20 protein-coding genes, 2 tRNA genes and 1 pseudogene are annotated in these 20,002 nt (G+C 54.4%); 9 read left to right on the forward strand and 14 right to left on the reverse strand.

Going from position 1 to position 20,002, the window contains the following annotated elements:
• Positions 1 to 25 precede the first annotated feature (25 nt).
• A pseudogene (locus ABU178_RS07565) lies at positions 26 to 1,889 on the reverse strand (AAA family ATPase).
• A gap of 53 nt (positions 1,890 to 1,942) precedes the next feature.
• Between ABU178_RS07565 and matP the strand changes: the two are divergent.
• Positions 1,943 to 2,410 (forward strand): macrodomain Ter protein MatP, encoded by a 468-nt coding sequence (gene matP / locus ABU178_RS07570; protein WP_397213485.1) that lies wholly within the window; start codon positions 1,943 to 1,945, stop codon positions 2,408 to 2,410.
• Positions 2,411 to 2,493: 83 nt separating this feature from the next.
• On the opposite strand, the gene ompA is transcribed toward matP, so the two are convergent.
• Positions 2,494 to 3,558 (reverse strand): porin OmpA, encoded by a 1,065-nt coding sequence (gene ompA, locus ABU178_RS07575; protein WP_397213486.1) that lies wholly within the window; start codon positions 3,556 to 3,558, stop codon positions 2,494 to 2,496.
• 351 nt (positions 3,559 to 3,909) lie between these two features.
• The gene (gene sulA / locus ABU178_RS07580) at positions 3,910 to 4,404 is read right to left on the reverse strand and encodes an SOS-induced cell division inhibitor SulA (RefSeq protein WP_397213488.1); all 495 of its coding nucleotides are present in this window, start codon (positions 4,402 to 4,404) and stop codon (positions 3,910 to 3,912) included.
• 209 nt (positions 4,405 to 4,613) lie between these two features.
• Here sulA and ABU178_RS07585 point away from each other — a divergent pair, with 209 nt between their 5' ends.
• Positions 4,614 to 5,243, forward strand: a complete 630-nt coding sequence (locus ABU178_RS07585; RefSeq protein WP_397213490.1) for a TfoX/Sxy family DNA transformation protein — start codon at positions 4,614 to 4,616, stop codon at positions 5,241 to 5,243.
• On the opposite strand, the gene yccS is transcribed toward ABU178_RS07585, so the two are convergent.
• Positions 5,240 to 7,378 (reverse strand): YccS family putative transporter, encoded by a 2,139-nt coding sequence (yccS, locus tag ABU178_RS07590; protein WP_397213492.1) that lies wholly within the window; start codon positions 7,376 to 7,378, stop codon positions 5,240 to 5,242. The genes ABU178_RS07585 and yccS overlap by 4 nt on opposite strands.
• 9 nt (positions 7,379 to 7,387) lie before the next feature.
• A complete protein-coding gene (locus ABU178_RS07595; protein ID WP_397213495.1) occupies positions 7,388 to 7,831 on the reverse strand; it encodes a YccF domain-containing protein in 444 nt (147 codons plus the stop codon).
• Between the two features lie 127 nt (positions 7,832 to 7,958).
• On the opposite strand from ABU178_RS07595, the gene helD reads away from it, so the two are divergent.
• Positions 7,959 to 10,013: a DNA helicase IV gene (gene helD, locus ABU178_RS07600; RefSeq protein WP_397213497.1), complete on the forward strand. Its 2,055-nt coding sequence runs from the start codon at positions 7,959 to 7,961 to the stop codon at positions 10,011 to 10,013.
• Positions 10,014 to 10,021: 8 nt separating this feature from the next.
• Here the strand turns inward: helD and ABU178_RS07605 are convergent, their stop codons facing one another.
• Together ABU178_RS07605 and ABU178_RS07610 are read right to left on the reverse strand one after the other, a co-directional pair.
• Positions 10,022 to 10,480 (reverse strand): methylglyoxal synthase, encoded by a 459-nt coding sequence (locus tag ABU178_RS07605; protein WP_397213499.1) that lies wholly within the window; start codon positions 10,478 to 10,480, stop codon positions 10,022 to 10,024.
• A 70-nt stretch (positions 10,481 to 10,550) separates the two neighbouring features.
• Positions 10,551 to 11,189, reverse strand: coding sequence for a DUF2057 family protein (locus ABU178_RS07610; RefSeq protein ID WP_397213501.1), 639 nt, complete (start codon positions 11,187 to 11,189; stop codon positions 10,551 to 10,553).
• A gap of 179 nt (positions 11,190 to 11,368) precedes the next feature.
• On the opposite strand from ABU178_RS07610, the gene ABU178_RS07615 reads away from it, so the two are divergent.
• Positions 11,369 to 11,791: a CoA-binding protein gene (locus tag ABU178_RS07615; protein WP_397213504.1), complete on the forward strand. Its 423-nt coding sequence runs from the start codon at positions 11,369 to 11,371 to the stop codon at positions 11,789 to 11,791.
• A gap of 31 nt (positions 11,792 to 11,822) precedes the next feature.
• On the opposite strand, the gene hspQ is transcribed toward ABU178_RS07615, so the two are convergent.
• Both hspQ and rlmI read right to left on the reverse strand, forming a co-directional pair.
• Complete coding sequence (gene hspQ, locus ABU178_RS07620) at positions 11,823 to 12,140, reverse strand: heat shock protein HspQ (RefSeq protein WP_397213505.1); 318 nt, start codon at positions 12,138 to 12,140, stop codon at positions 11,823 to 11,825.
• Between the two features lie 60 nt (positions 12,141 to 12,200).
• Positions 12,201 to 13,391 (reverse strand): 23S rRNA (cytosine(1962)-C(5))-methyltransferase RlmI, encoded by a 1,191-nt coding sequence (gene rlmI / locus ABU178_RS07625; RefSeq protein WP_397213508.1) that lies wholly within the window; start codon positions 13,389 to 13,391, stop codon positions 12,201 to 12,203.
• An 86-nt stretch (positions 13,392 to 13,477) separates the two neighbouring features.
• On the opposite strand from rlmI, the gene yccX reads away from it, so the two are divergent.
• Positions 13,478 to 13,756 (forward strand): acylphosphatase, encoded by a 279-nt coding sequence (gene yccX, locus ABU178_RS07630; protein WP_397213511.1) that lies wholly within the window; start codon positions 13,478 to 13,480, stop codon positions 13,754 to 13,756.
• Position 13,757: 1 nt separating this feature from the next.
• Here yccX and tusE read toward each other — a convergent pair whose 3' ends face one another.
• Complete coding sequence (gene tusE / locus ABU178_RS07635; protein ID WP_397213513.1) at positions 13,758 to 14,084, reverse strand: sulfurtransferase TusE; 327 nt, start codon at positions 14,082 to 14,084, stop codon at positions 13,758 to 13,760.
• Between the two features lie 115 nt (positions 14,085 to 14,199).
• On the reverse strand, positions 14,200 to 14,856 hold the full coding sequence (gene yccA, locus ABU178_RS07640) for an FtsH protease modulator YccA (RefSeq protein WP_397213514.1): 657 nt from the start codon (positions 14,854 to 14,856) through the stop codon (positions 14,200 to 14,202).
• A 219-nt stretch (positions 14,857 to 15,075) separates the two neighbouring features.
• Here yccA and ABU178_RS07645 point away from each other — a divergent pair.
• The 3 genes from ABU178_RS07645 to agp all read left to right on the forward strand — a co-directional run bounded on the left by ABU178_RS07645 (position 15,076) and on the right by agp (position 17,149).
• Positions 15,076 to 15,163 (forward strand) — tRNA-Ser (locus tag ABU178_RS07645).
• Positions 15,164 to 15,260: 97 nt separating this feature from the next.
• Positions 15,261 to 15,348, forward strand: a tRNA-Ser gene (locus ABU178_RS07650).
• 274 nt (positions 15,349 to 15,622) lie between these two features.
• Positions 15,623 to 17,149 carry a bifunctional glucose-1-phosphatase/inositol phosphatase gene (agp, locus tag ABU178_RS07655; RefSeq protein ID WP_397213515.1) on the forward strand — a complete coding sequence of 509 codons (1,527 nt, stop codon included), beginning with the start codon at positions 15,623 to 15,625 and terminating at the stop codon, positions 17,147 to 17,149.
• Positions 17,150 to 17,194: 45 nt separating this feature from the next.
• Here the strand turns inward: agp and ABU178_RS07660 are convergent, their stop codons facing one another.
• From ABU178_RS07660 to wrbA, 3 genes are read right to left on the reverse strand one after another with little or no spacing between them, the layout of a single operon-like run.
• A complete protein-coding gene (locus tag ABU178_RS07660) occupies positions 17,195 to 18,571 on the reverse strand; it encodes an NAD-dependent succinate-semialdehyde dehydrogenase (RefSeq protein WP_397213517.1) in 1,377 nt (458 codons plus the stop codon).
• Positions 18,572 to 18,624: 53 nt separating this feature from the next.
• Positions 18,625 to 18,855, reverse strand: coding sequence for a YccJ family protein (locus ABU178_RS07665; RefSeq protein ID WP_397213519.1), 231 nt, complete (start codon positions 18,853 to 18,855; stop codon positions 18,625 to 18,627).
• Between the two features lie 20 nt (positions 18,856 to 18,875).
• Positions 18,876 to 19,475: an NAD(P)H:quinone oxidoreductase gene (wrbA, locus tag ABU178_RS07670; RefSeq protein ID WP_397213521.1), complete on the reverse strand. Its 600-nt coding sequence runs from the start codon at positions 19,473 to 19,475 to the stop codon at positions 18,876 to 18,878.
• A 329-nt stretch (positions 19,476 to 19,804) separates the two neighbouring features.
• Between wrbA and ABU178_RS07675 the strand changes: the two genes are divergently transcribed.
• On the forward strand, positions 19,805 to 19,969 hold the full coding sequence (locus tag ABU178_RS07675; RefSeq protein ID WP_312836933.1) for a con-10 family general stress protein: 165 nt from the start codon (positions 19,805 to 19,807) through the stop codon (positions 19,967 to 19,969).
• The last annotated feature ends 33 nt before the right edge of the window (positions 19,970 to 20,002 follow it).

A 20,002-nucleotide genomic window follows, 5' to 3' on the forward strand; every position in this document is an offset into this window, starting at 1 on the left:
AACGGGTATAGCTGAACAAATCCGATCAGCTGTGGTTAAACCAGTTTAGCCAACGAAGTGGCCAGGGACGATGTTGGGCCTCTTGCTGATTAAGCTGCGTGATACGATCCTGAATCGTCCGTAGCAAACAGGTTCCTTCATCCGTGCGCCATTCCACACCGGTCAATAACGACAATGCTTCATCCGCCTGTTCAATCGCCCAGATATGGAACTGACCCTGTTCAACGGCTTCGATGACCGCGGGGGTCAGACTCAGATGGCGCACATTGCAGGCCGGAATGATCACGCCTTGCTGTCCCGTGAGATTACGTTGACAACAAATTTCGAAAAAACCTTCAATTTTTTCATTCAGTCCGCCGACCGGTTGCACGTTGCCAAACTGATCGACCGAGCCGGTTACGGCAATCTGCTGATTTACCGGCTGGTTGGCAAGTGCGCTGATTAAGGCGCAGAGTTCCGCCAGCGAGGCACTGTCGCCGTCCACTTCCGAGTAGGACTGTTCAAAAACCACGGAAGCGGAGAAGGGCAGCTGCTGATCCAGCTCCAGCTCGGCAATCAGGTAAGCCTGCATGATCATCATGCCTTTGGCGTGAATGTTGCCGCCCAGCTCTGCCTTGCGCTCAACGTCGGTAAATTCGCCGTCGCCGGGATGTACCACGCAGGTAATACGCGACGGCTCGCCCCAGGGACGGGGATGGCCGGGAAACTCAATCACCGACAGGCCGTTAATCTGACCCACCACTTCGCCTTCGGTTTCGATCAAAATCTGCTTCAGCAGGATCTCATCGCGCATCCGCTCAGCCAGATAGCTTTCACGCCAGCTGCGCGCTTCCAACGCGGCCTGTAACGCTTCGGCGTTAAGGCTCTCGCCGTGCAACGAGGCTTCCTGCAACTGACGCAGCAGCCAGCGCGGGCAGAGCGGCAAGGTTTCCTGATCGCCAGTAAAGCGTACGCTCTCATGAATTAATGGCGGCCAGAAATCTGCTTCCGGTGTCGGCAATCCTGCCTGACAGGCAATATCGGTAGTCCAGCGGCACCAGGACGTCATATCCTCTTCATCCAGCACCTGAATATTCTCTTCAAATTCAGTGTAGATGGCCATTTCATGCACTTCCGGGTCCAGCTCCTGGAAATCAGCCAGCGCGTCGCGCTCGCCGCAAATCACCAGTCGCAGCTGCATTGGCAGCGCAGGGATAGAAACCGGCAACGGACGGGCTTCATCAGGTGAAAGCCACTCAAAGCGACCTTTAACGATGCATTGCTTAAGGCGCATCCACATCACCGGCTGCGCCAGTAGCGTACGCAGCGAGAGCACCAGCGTGCCGCCATTCGCCTTATGCAACAGGCCAGGTTCCAGCTGAATACGATCTTTATGCAGACGCACGCAGCCGAAAAGCTGCTCAAACTCTATCCATTCAGCGAAATGAACCTCGCCGCTGCCGGTAAAAGGCCGATTCTTGTCTGTCGGCGGCAGAAGTGTAACGTTATCCGCAATGATATGGTACTCGCCGCCATACAGCGTGCTTGCTGGCGTGGCGACATGTTGAACAGCCTGGGCGATGCGCGCCAGATAATCGCTGTTCTCCTGACTGCGAACCAGCAGAAGGGGAAAGCCGAGAGTTTGATGGTGTAAATGAGCCAGCGCGTTGAGCAGTCGGGGTTGAACCGATGCCAGGCTATCGATATCGTCTTCAGGCAGTTGAGAGAAAACGGACTGGTAGCGCGTGGTATCAGGCTGCAATGCCTGCCACGTAAGTTGAGAGCTGGTCAATGTTATCGCATTTATCTGATTATGAGAAAAGCGAGATTATACAGGAATCAACCTCGTTAAGCACTGTGGAGATCTCATCGGCCCTGTGAAGGTGACCAGATGTTTTTCCTTGCTGCATGAGAGAAAAAAGCTGTTATTCTTAGCTTGTTACGTGATCACGATGAGATTCCGATGAAATACCAGCAACTCGAAAATCTTGAAAGCGGATGGAAATGGAAATACCTGGTGAAAAAGCATCGGGAAGGTGAGTTGATCACGCGTTATATTGAGCTTAGCGCGGCTCAGGAAGCGGTTAATGCGCTGCTGGCGATGGAGAATCATCCTGTGGATGTCGCCGAGTGGATTGCACAGCATATTCACCCCGATCTGGATAACCGGCTTAAACAGACGATTCGCGCCCGGCGCAAACGACACTTCAATGCGGAACATCAGCACACGCGGAAAAAATCGATCGATCTGGAGTACCTGGTCTGGCAACGGCTGGCCGGACTGGCGCAACGGCGCAGCAGTACCCTGTCGGAAACCATTGTTCAGCTGATTGAAGATGCGGAACGCAAAGAGAAATATGCCAGCCAGATGTCCACATTAAAACAGGATCTGCAGGCTATTTTAGGAAAATCGGACCCGGATAAAAAATAAGTGGTCCTGGCGTTATGAGCATGCTGCAACGAGCACAGCCATAAAAAAACCCCGCCGAAGCGGGGTTTTTATTACGTGATAACTTAAGCCTGCGGCTGAGTTACGACATCTTTGATGCCTTTCACGTCGATTTCTACACGACGGTCCGGACCCAGGCAGTCGATCAGGGCATTACGGCCTTTCACGCTGTCACAGGTATTGCCGGTAACCGGGTTGGATTCACCCATGCCACGCGCAGAGATTTTGTTAGACGGGATGCCTTTAGAAACCAGGTAGTCCACAACAGACTGCGCACGTTTCTCAGACAGTTTCTGGTTGTACTGGTCAGAACCGATGCGATCGGTGAAGCCCAGAACAACAACGGAACCGTCTTTCGGATCCATGGAGCTCAGCTGGCTGTACAGCTGATCCAGCGCCTGCTGACCTTCAGGTTTCAGGGTCGCTTTGTTGAAGGTGAACAGAACGTCAGACTTCAGGGTGAAGCGCTTGGTTTCAACAACCGGAGCCGGAGCCGGGGCAGGAGCCGGTGCCGGAGCAGCTTCATCCTGACCGAAGCGGTAGGAAACACCTACGCTCAACATGGCGTTGTCAGGACGGGTGCCAACAGTGCCGGCGTCGCCGAGGTTGTTAACCCACTGGTAGTCCAGACGAGTCGCCCAGTTCTGGGTCAGCGCATACTCAACACCAACAGCAGCCAGCGGAGAAACGCCGGTGTCGTGGTCGCTGATGCGGGTACCATTGTTGTTCTGAGTAGAGTCAGCACGCCATACCATGCCGCCCAGACGGGTATACACGTCCAGATCGTCATTGATCGGGTAGCTCAGTTTCGCTGCCAGCTGAATGCCCTGTGCTTTGTACGCGCCGTTGATGGTGTTGCCTTTATACGGCATACGGCCCAGCCAGTCATAACCCAGCTCGAAGCCCAGGTAAGGATTAGCCTGATAACCCAGGAATGCACCAGCGCCAAGCTGGCTTTCATGAGTCGGACCATCGTTGTTTACGTAACCATTACCGTAGTAACCAGTATCGTGATACTGAGACCAGCCCAGTTTAGCACCGGTATACCAGGTGTTATCTTTAGGAGCGGCCTGCGCTACGGTAGCGAAGCCAGCCAGTGCCACTGCAATTGCGATAGCTGTCTTTTTCATTTTTGCGCCTCGTTATCATCCAAATAGGCAATGAGCAAAAAGGTTGCTCTTGGTTGTAATCCTTCGCCGGGTCCAAACGCTCGCTTATGACTCTACCGAAAAAAAACGGAGGTTATTGAGCACCCTGGCGAGGTAAAGTCTACAACGAGATTGGAAACTTACAAGTACGATGTGACGTTGCGCGGTAAAAAAACAGCGATTTATACACACTTTCTCACAATGCACATGGTGATATTGCCGTAAGAAAAGCTCTGTAATTCCGCTAACCCATTGTCAAAGCTGGAAGTAAGAGAATCAGTGAGTTAGCGATAAAACAGTAAAACAAACCACTGAGATAAATCTCAATTTTACTTAATGAAACAAAGTAGACTGAATTTTCAGCTGGTTTGCTGGTCGCGAAGCAACTTTGACGGAATTGCTCGATCGCATGATAAGTCCAAGCGCCTGACCTTCGGCTGCGGCCTTTTCTAACTCACGTCGTTCCTGATCGTTCAGCTCATAATGAATCCATGCCAACACCACGCTGTAATTACCGGTACGTAATGCTTTGATCATCGCTTCAACCGTACTAAAACGATCCGAATGCGCAATATGCATGCTCTTTTCCAGCGGCAAACCCGACTGCTGTAGCCATTCGCGATTCAGCTTATGGGCAGGCGTCAGCCAGAGCTGCCAGCGTGATTCAAGACTTAACTGCTGTAGCAAAGGCAGAAGCAGCATCTGCATCATTCCGGGTTGTTGATCGTGATAGCTCAGTTCAGTGATCCACCCGGAGGAGAAGCGGGGGGTGGAAGTCGATGCATAACGGGCGTGTGGACCAGCTTTTTTCATGAGTTCAGTACGCATGGGGTTATCACTCAGTGATGAACTGTATGAATATACAGTACTGTTTTTATGCACAGAGATCAACCTCATTTTCGGAAAGCGTCTCGCATTTTCACAACAAGAGCGGCGGGAATCGTATTTATTCATTGAACACATAACGCGTTTTTTTTATCTTTTAAATGCATGATTTTCAGGGGATTAATACGTTTCCTCTACAGGGAGGTTATAGCATGAAGAAGTCTCTCCAGGTGATTGAACAATCCAGGCAGCAGCTCGCCGCGCTGGGCAACATTGAGTCCCGTACGCAGTTTGGCGGTTATGCGCTTTCTGTCGAAAAGGTTGTCTTTGCGCTGATAAATGAAGGCGAACTCTATCTGCGCGCCAGCGAAGCGTTACGGGGCTATGCGGCAGAACGCGCCTTACCGCTCCTTGTTTCCCGAAAGCGCGGCATACCTGTTATTCTTGATTATTACAAAGTGGATGACACGCTCTGGCGCAATCCTGATCGCTTGCTGACGCTGTCACAGGCCTCGCTGCAGGAAGCGCGTATCCATCATGACAGGAAAAATATCTCGCAGCGGCTAAAGGACTTACCTAACTTAAGCCTGCGTATCGAGATGATGTTGCGGCAGGTCGGGATCTGTACCGCGGCGCATCTGCGCGAAGCTGGCGCCAAGCAAAGCTGGCTGAAGCTGAAAGCGTTAAATAAACATCTGGGACTGAAAACGCTGCTGGCGCTGCAAGGGGCAATATCCGGCCAGCATCAGGCCGCGTTGCCACAGGAGGTAAAAACGGAATTAAATGAATGGTATCTGAAAGCGATCGGGCAGGAGGCGCTACCCGATACGCTTAACCCTTAGGTAATGGACAGTATTTTTCGTAAGCGAGCCACTTCCGGCAATAGCGCAACCAGAAGCCCGGTCTGCTGCAAAACCAGCGGTGCCCGGGTTTCAGGATTCACTTCGGTCTGACTGATGCGGCTTGCCAGCGCTTGCCGCATCTTTTCGGCCTGCTCATCGCTGACGACATTCACCTGCAACACATCTTCGACATAGCAAACCACATCGTCCAGCAAGGCCAACAGCTCCTGCTGGGTTAACTTCTCCCGATGAGCGCCCAGCGCTGAGATATAGCTGAGAAAAGAGTGGTTAAGACAGAGTAAACGGAAGGCGGATTCACGCAGTCCCTGCTTTGTGCGCGCTTCGCCGCTCATATTGGAAACCACAGAGGCGAGTTCGGCATCGGCATTATGCGCATCGCGCCGGGCGATACGGTAGGCGAGACGGTTATCTTTGCCCTGATGATACTGCTCAAGAATCGCATCCAGATAGCGGCAGTTTGCCGTCAGCGCCCGGTCAGCCACCGCCGACAGGCGACGAAAGCGCCAGTCGGGCCAGATAAATGCCACCGCCAGCCAGGCGAGCGCGCAGCCGAGCAGGGTGTCGATAATGCGCGGCAACGCCACCTCAAAGCCTTCGCCCAGCAGATTGAAGCAGAGCAGTACCAGCAGGGTAATAAACAGCGTGGCCTGGGCATACTGCACCTGACGAAAAGCGAAAAACAGCACACCGCTTAAGACGATAAGAATCAGCTGGCCTTCCGCAGAAGGCACCAGCCAGAGCACCGGCAGGCCAATGGCGATCCCGGCCAGGGTGCCGATGATGCGCAGCGCCAGACGACGTCGCGTGGCGTTATAGTTCGGCTGACAGACAAACAGACTGGTGAGCAGGATCCAGTAGCCGCGCTCAAGCCCGGTTATCTGAATAAAGGCGTAACCAATACAGAGCACCGTCGTCATACGCACGGCATGGCGAAACAGGGGTGAGGCGGGCGAAAGATGACGGCTGAGACGCAGCCGGATATCGCTCCAGCCGCTGAGGCCTTCGCGGGAGAGGTCGATATCGCTCTGATTGGCCGGATCGGCCAGCGTCTGTTCCGATTCAAGGGACGCCAGCTGAGCATCGATGGCGCGCAAATTGCGCAGCAGCCAAAAAAGCGCGCGGATATTGGCTTCCTCTGGCGCGCTTTGCTGCAGACGTTCCAGCGCGGTTTGCAGATGCATAAACGCACGCTCGAAGCGCGCGTCATGTTGCCAGGGCTCGCGCAGCAAAATAGATTGCGCCAGCTGTCGACAGGCGCGCGCCTGCGAATTCAGCAGGCGCTGAAAGCGAAACAGCACTTCATTGTAACGCCAGTCATCACGTAACTGCTGATATTGCAGATGCGAAGAGCTGGCGCGTTCATGAATATCCTGCGCCACAAAATAGTAATGCAGGCTGCGTCGGGTGCTGCGTGAACCGCGATCGCCGCGCAGTCGGCTTTGTATCGTGGTTTTGGTGAGATTCAGCTGCGCCACCAGCTGGCTGTTGACCATCGCCGTCTCGATCAGGGCCGCATCATCCTGCTTTTCCGCATCGGGATCGAACAGATTCGCTTTCGCTTCAAGGTAGCGCGCCAGCTGAGAAAAGCTGCCGGCAAGCTGCTCCTGAACCGGGCGCACGGGAAAGATAAAGTGCCCGGCCAGCGTCAGCAGATTATACCAAAGCGCCCCGACCAGCAGCAGCACCGGCTGCATATACCACTGGCTGAACAGACCGATGCCCAACATGGTGTAGACGGCGATCAGCAGCGCGCCGAAAGCAATAGTGGCGTAGCGCTGACCCAGCGCGCCGAGCAGAATAAAGCCCCAGGTAGAGAGCGCAAGGCCGATGATAAACCACAGCGGATGAGGAAACAGCAGCTCCACCGAGACCGAAGCGATGCAAAAGCAGATCAACGTAATGACCAGATTGCGCAAACGTCCGGTCCAGCGATCGTCGAGATCGGCCAGCGCGGCGGCGACAACGCCCAGCGTCAGCGGAATTGTCCAGTTGATCTGTTGCAGCCACCAGGGCACGGCCGCGCAGCCCGCCAGCGCGATGAAAATACGCAGCAGATAGCGCCATGTGCTGTTAAACAGATAACGACGCCAGCCCGGCAACGCTTGACTCATCATAACTGCGCCTCAATAAGGGCGGCGGACATTCGCTTCGCGTGCCGCGCGCGCTTCCTCTACGGAGACTACGCGGCGACCCACCGGCCAGAGCGCAATCGCTGCGATTTTGAAGTTGGCGATCCCTGTCGGAATGCCGATGATCGACAGGCATTGAACAATGCCGGTAGTGATATGCGCCAGGCAGAGCCACCAGCCGAACAGAATCAGCCAGAAAATGTTCAGCAGCGTGCCGCCGGTATTCATAACGTGACTTTTACTCTCCGGGCGCAGCAGGTCCACATGAACCGCTTCGTTGCCAAAAGGAAGCAGCGAAAGTTTTGTGATTTCCCAACAGGATCGGGTCAGCGGCAGGGTAAAAATCAGGACGATGCTCACCAGCGTGGCGAACAGCCAGCTGAGCGTGGTAAAAAAGCCGCCGAGAACAAAGTTAAGAATATTTAAGACCGTGCGCATAGAAACCTTTTCCTTTTGCATTCCGCAAGATGTGTCGCCAAGTGTAGCCTGTTTTAAGGCTGGAGCGCCAAGGGTCTGACAGGTAAACTGCCCTTAATTCTTTCTTCCTCAGTGACGGCTCTCGTGCATGGAACTCAAAGCAACATCAATGGGCAAACGTCTCGCTCAACATCCTTATCATCGCGTACGTCTGCTGGCCGCTGGCGTGGAGGTCAGCGGAGACAAACATGAATATCTGATTCCCTTTAACCAGCTGCTGGGCATAGCCTGCAAGCGCGGGCTGGTTTGGGGCGAGCTGGAGTTCATGCTGCCTGAAAAGAAAGTGGTGCGCCTGCATGGTACTGAGTGGCAGGAGACCCAACGTTTTTATCACTATCTGCAGCAGGCCTGGCAACAGTGGAGCCAGGAGATGAGCGAGGTCTGCTGCGAGGTATTGAATGCGTTACAGGCGCGTATCCACGCCTTCGAACAGCAGGATCGCTGGCTGAAACGCAGCGAGCTTAACGCCATCACGGAGTCTATCCATCAGCAGTTTGACGCTCTGCCTTTGCCGCTGGCGCGACTGAACGAGTTCGATAACTGTCGTACGCAATGGCGCTATTGCCAGCACTGGCTGGAGCAGGGCGAAGCCGCGCTGAGTCAGCGCAACCGCGACTGGACCGCGACCATGCTGACGCAATATCACGATTTTTTCGCCAGCGTGGAATCTACGCCGCTTAATCGCGCGCAAAGCGAGGCAGTAGTAAATGGCGAAGATGCGCTTCTGGTGCTGGCCGGAGCGGGCAGCGGCAAAACCTCGGTGCTGGTGGCGCGGGCGGGCTGGCTGATGACGCGTAAGCTGGCGGCGCCGGAGCAGATATTGCTGCTGGCTTTTGGTCGCCAGGCGGCGGAAGAGATGAATGAGCGTATCCGGTCAAGGCTGAGCGAAAGCGCGATACAGGCGCGCACTTTTCATTCGCTGGCGCTGCATATTATCCGCGAAGGGAGCAACAAGCAGCCCAACGTCAGCAAGCTGGAAAGCGATCCACAGGCGCGGCGTACGCTGCTTATCGAGACCTGGCGTCAGCAGTGCAACGAGAAAAAAGCGCAGGCCAACGGCTGGCGTCAATGGCTACGCGATGAGCTTGAGTGGGAGGTGCCCGAAGGCCATTTCTGGCAGGATAATGCGCTGTCGCAACGGCTGGCGAGCCGTCTTGAACGCTGGGTCGGGCTGATGCGTATGCACGGTGGCGCCCAGGCGGCGATGATAGCCGAGGCGCCGGAAGCGATCCGCGATCGCTTCAGTAAGCGTATCCGGTTGATGGCGCCGCTGTTGAAGGCCTGGAAAAGCGCATTGAAAGAAGAAGGGGCGGTGGATTTTTCCGGCCTGATTCACCAGGCGATCAATATTCTCGAAAAGGGCCGCTTTATCAGCCCGTGGAAGCAGATTCTGGTTGATGAGTTTCAGGATATCTCACCCCAGCGTGCGGCATTGCTCACTGCGCTGCGTAAGCAAAATAAACAGACGGCGCTGTTTGCCGTGGGGGATGACTGGCAGGCCATTTATCGCTTCAGCGGTGCGGAGATGAGTTTAACCACTGCTTTTCATCACTACTTTGGCGAGGGCAACCGCTGCGTGCTGGACACTACCTACCGTTTCAACGATCGCATCGGTGAGATCGCCAATAACTTCATTCAGCAAAATCCCCATCAGTTAGCCAAACCGCTCAACAGCCTGACCAAAGGCACGAAAAAGGCGATTGCGCTGTTGCCCCAGGATCAGCTTAAGCCGCTGCTGAATAAGCTCAGCGGCTATGTCAAACCTGATGAGCGTGTGCTGCTGTTGGCCCGTTATCACCATCTGCGGCCGGAAATTCTGGAAAAAGCCAAAACCAAATGGCCGAAGCTGCGGCTGGATTTTATGACCATTCACGCCAGCAAAGGGCAGCAGGCCGATTTTGTGATTTTGCTGGGACTACAGCAGGGCAAAGAGGGGTTTCCGGCTGAGGCGCGCGAATCCATTATTGAGCAGGGGTTACTGCCGCAGCCGGAGGATTTCGAAGATGCCGAAGAGCGGCGTCTGGCTTACGTTGCGCTGACGCGTGCGCGCCAGCAGGTCTGGCTGCTCTACGATCGCGAGCAACCCTCACGCTTTGTCGACCATTTTCGCGATCTGGGCGTGCCATCGCTTCGTAAAGCCTGACGTGGCTGTTATTTCAGCCGTTCAGCGAGGTAGTGTTGGTAATCAGGGATCTGAATATCCAGCGCTTGGGCAAACATCGGCGAATGGATAATAAAGTCGGCGGTTGAGCGATTGGTGGCAACCGGAATATTCCAGACGGTGGCCAGGCGCAGCAGGGCTTTTACGTCAGGATCGTGGGGAACGGCATTCAGGGGATCCCAGAAAAAGATCAGCACATCAATCTTGCTTTCAGCGATCAGTGCGCCGACCTGCTGATCGCCGCCCATCGGGCCGCTCAGCATCGCTTTAACATCCAGGCCGGTGCTGCGATTGATAAGATTGCCGGTCGTGCCGGTTGCATAAAGCACATGGGCGCTGAGCGCTGTCTTGTTAAGGCTGACCCACTCAAGCAGTGCGGCTTTGCAGTGGTCGTGCGCCACCAAAGCAATATGCTTTTGTTCGCCAAGGGTACGGGTGATTTGATCCATAACTGCGTCCTGAGTAATGTGTTTTTATGATGGGTATGCGGACGAGTTTACCCTTGCCGTTTCCTTTGTATCAACTTGTGCGTAACGTTTTCACCCAGGCAAGAAAACGCTGGCGCGTCGCTTCATCAAAACGGTGAAACCAGATTTGCAGCGACGGCATGTCGCTGTTGGCTGACCAGGCGAGATCGGCTGTCAAGCGAGTCGCGGGAGCGGCGGAAATATTTTCTGCGAAGCGCGGTACAGAAGCGACGTTACCGTTGCGGTTATAGGCGTGCATCGCTTTTTCATAATCACCAGGCGCGTCGGCATGCAGACGATCGCGCTTGCTGTGAATTTCTTTTCCCTGTTCATCCACCAGCTGAAAGCCATATTCGCGATCGAAATGCTGGCGTTCCCGACGATTTTCCAATGAGGGCAGACGAATGCTGATCGATTTTGCCTCTGCGTTAAACGTCACAATCAGCGGCGCGGAATGATAACCTGCCGTACCCTGAAGCTGATTCAGCCGCGTTTTTTCTACCCGGAACAAAAACTGATGCTCTCCACGATCCAGTTCAAGGCTGTCAGCGCCTTTTAACAGCGAGCCAGATATTTTTCGGCCATCCAGCACCAACAGATCAATATCCGGATCCAGTTTCAGGGTAATCGCATGGCAGGATGCTGTGACGAGTAAAGCCAGTAAACCCGTAGCAGCCAGTGACAGCTTCATTTCATCTCCCGTGATGAGGGCGCAAAGTAAATGTTAATGTATCAAATTCTTACATTATGGCAGCTTATTTACATTTAAACATATTTATTCGTGCGGCAGCGCAAACTTTTCCTTATCGGGAATTTCGCGCCGCCATCTCTGCCCATCTACACTGATGCAAGCGACAGAAGGAGAAAATGATGAACGACCAAACGATTCGCGATGTACTGACCTCAACTAAACGCATTGCGCTGGTAGGCGCCAGCGATCGGCCTGAACGCCCCAGCTATTACGTGATGAAATATCTGCTCGATCAGGGGTACGAGGTAGTGCCGGTGAGTCCAAAACTGGCAGGCAAAACCTTGCTGGGACAAACCGCTTACGGCAGTCTGGCTGAGGTGCCGGGGAAGGTGGATATGGTGGATGTGTTTCGCAACGCCGAAGCGGCCTGGGGTGTGGCGCAGGAGGCGATTGCCATCGGGGCGAAAACCCTCTGGCTGCAGATGGGCGTGGTAAATGAGCAGGCCGCGGTACTGGCCCAGGATGCGGGCATGACGGTCATCATGGATCGCTGCCCTAAGATGGAAATACCGCGTCTGGGGTTAACGAAACCGGCTGCCTGAGCAAGTAGCTGCGGATAGCGCAAAGAGGACCTTAGTGGCGCAGGCGCGGAGCCTGTAGCTGCTGGCGGATTGATGCGGCGAGCTCGTCCATAGAGGGTTGTTCAGGATGTTCTTTACTGCTTTCTCCTGACAGCTGAACCTCTGCAACGTAGGTATGAACCGGCTCGCCTTCTTCATCTTCCATAACGACGTGATACCAGGGCGCTGCGCGCAGCGCTTCAGTACCGCCGACCTCTTCCAGCTTCGGCGTATCAAGTGAATATTCAGGATCCACGTCAATTATTACGCCGAGCACGCCAGAAAGCTTATGTCTTACCTGCTGACCAATTCCAAATTTACTGGCAATCATAGTGACCTCCGAAAAGAACTGCCTTGTCCCACATATAAGGGCAAGGCGAGTGTTTTCAAGTCACAGCACGCGACAGGCGAAGCCTTTTAAATACAACCCTTCCGGATAGCTGGCAATGACAGGATGGTCGGCCGCCTGACGGAACTGCTCTATAAATTGTACATCACGACCAGCGTCGACTGCGGCATCGGCAACAATTTTTTGAAAAAGATCGGTCGCCATCAGGCCGGAACAGGAGAAGGTCAGCAGAATGCCGCCCGGATTCAACAGCTGCATCGCCAGCATATTAATATCTTTATAACCGCGACAGGCACCGGCCAGCTGGTTTTTATTTTCCACAAATTTGGGTGGATCCATGATGATAAGATCAAATTTTTCGCCGCTGTCGCGATAGTTGCGCAGGAGTTTAAACACATCATCACGAATAAACTGCGCGCGCGACACATCCAGACCATTCAGCGCCACGTTCTGGCGCGCCACGTCGAGCGCATCCTGTGAAGTATCCACGCTGATCACTTCACGGCAGCCACCCATCAGCGCAGAAACCGCGAAGCCGCCGGTATACGAGAAGCAGTTCAGTACACGGGCATCCTGCGCATAGCGACGCGTCGCCAGGCGGCTGTCGCGCTGGTCCAGGTAGTAGCCGGTTTTATGGCCGCTCTGAATATTCACCAGCAGCTTCATGCCGTGTTCGGTAATCGGCAGCAACGCAGGAGGCAGCTCGCCGCTCACCGGACCTTGCGTCAGCTCAAGGCCTTCCTTTTTACGTACGGCAACGTCAGAACGGTCGTAAATGGCGCAGTCGGGAAAACAGTGCTGCAGCGCGGTCAGGATTGCCGGACGCTGATATTCCGCACCGGCTGAGAGCAGCTGCAATACCAGAAAATCACCGAAGCGATCGATAGTGACGCCGGGCAGGCCATCCGATTCGCCAGCAATCAGACGATAGCTATCGAGGCCATCCTGTTGCGCCAGCCAGTTGCGCCATTGCTGCGCCTGTTCAAAACGACGGATAAAAAAGGCGATATCGATCGATTCATCCTGTTGCCAGCTCCAGACGCGTGCGCGAATTTGCGACTGCGGGGAGTAAGCGGCGCGTGCCAGCCATTTTCCGTTGCTGTCGCAAACGTCTACGGTTTCGCCCAGCTGGGCTTTGCCTTCCATGCGTGCCACGGCGCCGGAAAAGACCCAGGGATGGCGACGAAGCAGGGACTTTTCACGTCCCTTAGCGAGAATCAATCGAGCGGTCATATTTTGCTATGCTTACCTGAAAAAAAGAGGCGCCATTGTCCGGCGGTTACCTGAAAAATGCAACGAGCAAGGTAAAGGAGAGAACGATGGCACAAATCTGTATGAAAGTCTGGGTGCACGGCAGCGTTCAGGGCGTGGGTTTTCGCTACAGTACGCAGTCACAGGCCAAAACGCTCGGCCTGCAAGGGTATGCGCGCAACCTGCATGACGGCAGTGTGGAAGTGCTGGCGTGCGGAGAACAGGATCAGGTTGATGCTTTAATCGCGTGGTTAAAAGCGGGCGGACCGAGCAGCGCGCGTGTTGACAAAGTATTAGTAGAACCCCATCAGCCTGCTGATGCGCCGCGCGGTTTTTCCACCCGCTGAGTCAGAGGCATTTTGCAGGCTTCGGCAGCCCGGCAATTTTCGTTGCCTGTTTGGCCGGACCTTCGGGAAACAGCCGGAACAGATAACGACTGTTGCCTTTCTCCTCGCCATATTTTTGCGCCATCGCTTTGACCAGCATACGAATCGCCGGCGAGGTATTGAATTCAAGATAGAAGGCGCGGACAAAGCGCACCACTTCCCAGTGCGCCTCGCTCATTACGATGCCTTCCTGTTCGGCAAGATGCGTGGCGAGCGCTTCGCTCCACTCTTCACGATGTTTTAAATAGCCTTCCGCGTCCACCGCGATCTCTTTGCCAGCAAAATTCACGTTATTACCTCACAGATAAACCTGCGCGCATTTTAACAAAATCGCGGGCCAGAAAAAGCAAAACCCCGCCGAAGCGGGGTTGGAAAAGGTTATTTACCTTTACGCTGAGAGCGCATCAATCATTACGGGCAAATCCAAGCAGGCTCAGCAGGCTGACAAAAATATTGTACAGCGAGACGTAGAGGCTGACGGTGGCGCGGATATAGTTGGTTTCACCGCCGTGAATAATGTTGCTGGTTTCCCACAGAATCGCCCCGGCGGAAAACAGGATAAACAGCGCGCTGATCGCCAGATGCAGCGCCGGCAATTGCAGGAACAGGTTAGCAATCACTGCCACCAGCAACACAACGAAGCCCGCCATCATCATGCCGCCAAGGAACGACATGTCGCGCCGGGTGGTTAATACATAGGCTGAGCAGCAAAAAAACACCAGCGCCGTGCCGCCAAGCGCCAGCGCAATCACATCACCCATGCCGGCAGAAAGGAACGAAGCAAGGATTGGCCCCAGGCAGTAACCCAGGAAACCGGTAAAGGCGAACGCCGCCAGAATGCCCGCCGGACTGTTAGCCAGACGATAGGTCAGAAACATCAGTCCGTAAAAACCCACCAGCATCAAAATCAAACCCGGCGCGGGCAGGGCAAGCATAGTGCTGGCGGTGGCGGTGACAGCGGAAAACGCCAGCGTCAGGCCAAGCAGAAAATAGGTATTGCGCAACACCTTATGGGTGCTGAGCAGCGATTGTTGACGTGAAGAACTAATAATTCTGTCCATAAAGCGCTCCTGTTATCAGAACACAATTCTGCGCTGAGCATACGAAGCGCCAGCAGGCGGGGGAAGCCGTTTTACCCTTCTTTACGTGATAAGCTGCTGTTTATCTAAACGGAATGGCGATTAAGACGACGAAAAGCGACTTTTTGGCTGTTTTTCAGGCAAATGAAGCGTGACAGGCTTTACATCTTTCGGGGGGATGTTTATAGTGCGCGTCATTGCGGAGGGGTGGCCGAGCGGCTTAAGGCAGCGGTCTTGAAAACCGCCGATGGGAAACCATCCGAGAGTTCGAATCTCTCCTCCTCCGCCATTTCTTATCTTGCCTGAGATAAGAAAGCGGCAAATGAAAAATATTTGCCTGCTGTATGGGTAAAACCCGACAGCGACAACTGGCATTGCCAGCATACGGAGGGGTGGCCGAGTGGCTTAAGGCAGCGGTCTTGAAAACCGCCGATGGGAAACCATCCGAGAGTTCGAATCTCTCCTCCTCCGCCACAGATTTCAGGGCCAGCACAGCGTGCTGGCCTTTTTCTTTTCCGCCCGACGCTTTTCTCTGGCAGCAATTCCGAAAAACATTTTGTCGCTTTTCAATCTGCTAATGACGCTCAGCCGGCTGGCAGCATCTTTGCTATAGTCCTGTAACAGTTTTTGCAAACATCTGGCGCTTTTCCGAGGCGAGCTGGGTTACACTGTGCGTCAATCCGCTCGGAGGCGAGCTAATCGGTTGAAAGCCAGAATGTTTCTCTAATGAATTAATGGAATAGGCACAATGATCAAGAAACTGAGTCTTTGCGCATTGTCGGTAATTGCGGCATTCACGTCCGGCGTCTCCGCGCAGGCGGCTGAGGGTGATATGCAACTACAGCAGGTTCTGCTGTTTAGCCGTCACAACTTGCGCGCGCCGCTCGCTGACAACGGCAGCGTGCTGGAGCAGTCGACGAAAAAGAGTTGGCCGCAGTGGGATGTGCCAGGTGGTCAGCTCACCACCAAAGGCGGCGTGCTGGAAGTCTATATGGGCGACTACACGCGTCAGTGGCTGGCCCAGCAAGGACTGGTGCAGAACGGCAGCTGCCCTGATGCCAGCAACGTTTTCGTCTACGCCAACAGCCTGCAACGTACCGTCGCCACAGCCCAGTTTTTTATCAATGGCGCGTTTCCGGGCTGTGATATCACCGTTACCCATCAGGATGCGATGGGCACCATGGATCCGATTTTCAATCCGGTGATCACCGACGCCAGCGACGAGTTCAACAAAAAAGCGCTGGCGGCGATGACCGCAGCCAATGAAAAGCTGGCGTTAAAGCCCGCTTTCCAGCGTCTGGAAAAAATTGTCGATTATAAAACCGCGCCTGCCTGCAATAACAAAAAGCAGTGCGATCTCAGCAACGGTCAGAACAATTTCACTGCGGAAAATGGCAAAGAGCCGAATGTCAGCGGCCCTCTGAAGGCGGGCAATTCGTTAATGGATGCCTTTACGCTGCAGTATTATCAGGGCTTCCCGCTGGAGCAGGTTGCCTGGGGCCAGATCAAAACCCCGGAGCAGTGGCAGGAGCTGTCAGCGATCAAAAATGGCTATCAGAACGTGCTTTTCACGACTCCCGATGTCGCGCGTGAAGTTGCCGCTCCGCTGGTAGATTATATTCGCAGTCAGTTAATCGATCAGGATAAAGCTAACGCGCCGAAAGTGACGCTGATGGTGGGACATGATTCGAATATCGCTTCGCTGCTGACGGCACTACAGGTAAAACCTTATCAGCTTCCGGGTCAGTATGAAAATACGCCGATCGGCGGACAGGTGGTGTTTGAGCGCTGGCATGACGGCAAAACCAATAAAGATTTATTGAAGATCGAATACGTTTATCAGACTGCGGAGCAGCTGCGCGACGCTGACGTGCTGAGCCTGAAAAATCCGCCGAAGCGCGTTACCCTTCAGCTGGAAGGTTGCCCGGCCGATGCTAACGGCTATTGCAGCTGGGATCAGTTTGCGCAGGCGCTGAACGGCGCGCTGCAGGGAACGCCGATGCAGCCCGCCACGCCGCCAGCCGCAGCTCCGCAGCCCGCCGCCGCGCCGCAGCCCGTAGCACCGGCTGATGAGAGCAAGCAGAAAGCGGATAAAGCGGCTGCCGATAAAGCCGCTGCGGACAAGGCTGCCGCTGACAAAGCAGCAGCCGAAAAAGCGGCGAAGGCAAAGGATGGCGAGAAAGCGAAAGCGGCTGAATCCAAAGCGCAACCCCAGCCTAAAGCAAGCGATAACGCTCCGGCGCAGCAAAAACCGGTTGAAGCGAAATCAAGCTAAGCGAGCAACAAGAAAAAACCCCGTGCTGACGGGGTTTTTTTCGTTTTACTGACCGGCAACCACCACCAGTTTCTGATTGGCAAACTCTTTGATGCCGAGATCGGAGAGTTCACGCCCGTAACCCGAACGCTTCACGCCGCCAAACGGCAATTCAGCCGCGGTATCGCTCTGGGAATTGATAAACACCATACCGGTCTCTATCTGCGACGCCATGGTTTTCCCGCGTGCGATATCCCGCGTCCAGACCGAGCCGCCGAGGCCGTAATGGGAGTCGTTAGCGAGCGCCACGGCGGCGCTATCGTCCCTGACCACATAAACCTGCGCCACCGGGCCGAAAAATTCCTGGAAATAAGCGGGATTGTCGCGGGTAATCTGCGTCAGAATGGTCGGCTGATAGTAGCAGCCTGCGCCTTCAATCTTGTTACCGCCGCAGATCGCTTTCGCTCCCTTGCTGACCGCCTCATCCACCTGTTTAACCAAACGGTCGCGCGCATCCATCGAAGAGAGGGGACCAAGCGTGGTTTTTTCATCCAGCGGATCGCCGGGCATGGCCGATTGCAGAGCGGCGGTAAATTTCGTCAGAAAGCTGTCAGCAATTTTTTCATGCAGGATAAAGCGTTTCGCTGCGGTACAGACCTGGCCGCAGTTGCTTAAACGCGCCTGGGCACCCTGACGCACGGCTTCATCGATATCCGCATCGTCCAGCACCACGAAGACATCATTGCCTCCCAGTTCCAGAGTCGATTTCTTCAGATATTTACCCGCCTGTTGCGCAACCGCGCTGCCGGCGCGTTCTGAACCGGTCAGCGCCACGCCCTGAACACGATCGTCTGCAATCAGATCGGCGATCTGGTCGGTAGTGACAAACAGGTTAGTCCAGGCACCCTCCGGCGCACCCGCCTTCGCGACCAGCTTTTCAAACGCGTCTGCGCAGTGCGGCACGATGTTGGCATGTTTCGCCAGTACCGGATTGCCCAGCGCCAGATTGGGCGCAAGCACGCGCATCAGCTGGTAATAAGGAAAGTTCCACGGCTCGACGGCAACCAGCGTGCCCACAGGATGGTATTCCACCCAGGCCTCTCCCAGTTCGCTGGGATAAGGCTGCGGCTTCAGAAAGGTTTCACCATGCTCGGCATAATAGCGGGCGATTTGCGCACAGATTTTGACCTCGCCACGACTCTGAGCAATCAGCTTGCCCATCTCCCGACTGGCGATAGCAGCCAGCTCGTCCACCTGATTATCAATCAGATCCGCCAGTTTTTTCAGCACCTGCAGGCGCGGCTGAATATCGCCTTTGCTCCAGGCAGAGTGGTAAAGCCGATCGGCCTTCTCCAGCGCCTGGCTGACAAAGGCTGCATCATGCTCGGGCCAGGTTTTTAACAGCTGATTATTGGCAGGATTCACGCTTTGGTAAGATGACATAGAAAGCCCCCGATGAAGGATAAAACTAAGGCGGGTAAAAACCCGCCTTGTGCTTAAATATTTTTACGCTCTACCTGCTTATCATCCCAGGTCAGGACATCCTGATCGGTTTTGTCGAAGGCGCGAAACAGCACTTCGTCATTTCCCTGTTGTTCCCAGATTTGCTCGGCGAGCGCTTCATCGTAGTTCGCCACTTCAAAAATGGCTTCCGCAATTTCCGGCGAAGTGTGGCGTAAGGTGGCCCATTCGCCGACGTGATGCGCTTTCGATTGATCTGTAGCCATAATGATCTCCTGTTGGGGGATTATCCTGCAAGTTTAACCGCCAGTCCGGCGACATATTCGCCCTGATAACGAGCGATGGTTAATTCCTGTTCCGTGGGCTGGCGCGAACCGTCGCCGCCTGCCATCGTGGTTGCGCCATAAGGGGTGCCGCCACGTACTTGTGAAATATCGAAAAGTTCTGGCGTGCCATAGCCGATAGGCACAATCACCATGCCGTGGTGCGCCAGAGTGGTCCAGACAGAGGTGATGGTCTGTTCCTGTCCGCCGCCGGTGCCGGTGGAGGTGAAAACGCTGGAGAGCTTGCCGTAGAGCGCACCGGACGCCCACAGACCGCCGGTGCGGTCAAAGAAGGTGCGCATCTGACCTGACATATTGCCAAAGCGGGTCGGGGTGCCAACCAGAATGGCGTCATAGTTCGGTAAATCTTCCGGTTTTGCCTCTGGCGCAGGCTGATCGGTTTTGCCGCCAACCTGAGCAAAACGCTCTGCATCCATGGTTTCCGGGACGCGCATGATGGTGACTTCCGCGCCGTCTATTTTCCGGGCGCCTTCTGCCACAGCTTGCGCCATGGTTTCGATATGTCCATACATTGAATAGTAGAGCACCAGAATTTTGGCCATGCAGAACTCCCTGACTGGTTTTAAATGAGTAAACAGAAGTATAGAAGAGCTTTGCGGGTGTGGCTGGCGAGAGAGTGAGCAGGCAGTACGCGCAATTCTGGTAAAAACCATCCATGCCTGGTGCCTTTGATATAAAATTTTGCATTTAAATGAATTTTTAGACTTTTATTTGTTTTTATGGGCGGTTATTCCACTGTGTCAGAAGAAAGCGGCTAACCTGTAAACATGGCTGACGTCGTTCTCATGCCTGTTGCGGCCACTGCTTTTCATCGAACGGCAGTGGTGAAAAGTTTCAATACATGATGCTAAAAACTCTACGGGAGGAAATAATGGCTCAACATCGTGGAGGATCAGGTAATTTCGCGGAAGATCGTGAAAGAGCCGCCGAAGCCGGACGTAAAGGAGGCAAAAACAGCGGCGGTAACTTTAAAAACGATCCGCAGCGCGCCTCAAAGGCGGGTGAAAAAGGGGGAAGGAGCAGCAATAAATCTTAATCTGCTGCTCCGGGCCAATTGAGCATCGCCAAC

It is taken from the genome of Pantoea osteomyelitidis (assembly GCF_044342975.1).
Lineage (GTDB): Bacteria > Pseudomonadota > Gammaproteobacteria > Enterobacterales > Enterobacteriaceae > Pantoea > Pantoea osteomyelitidis.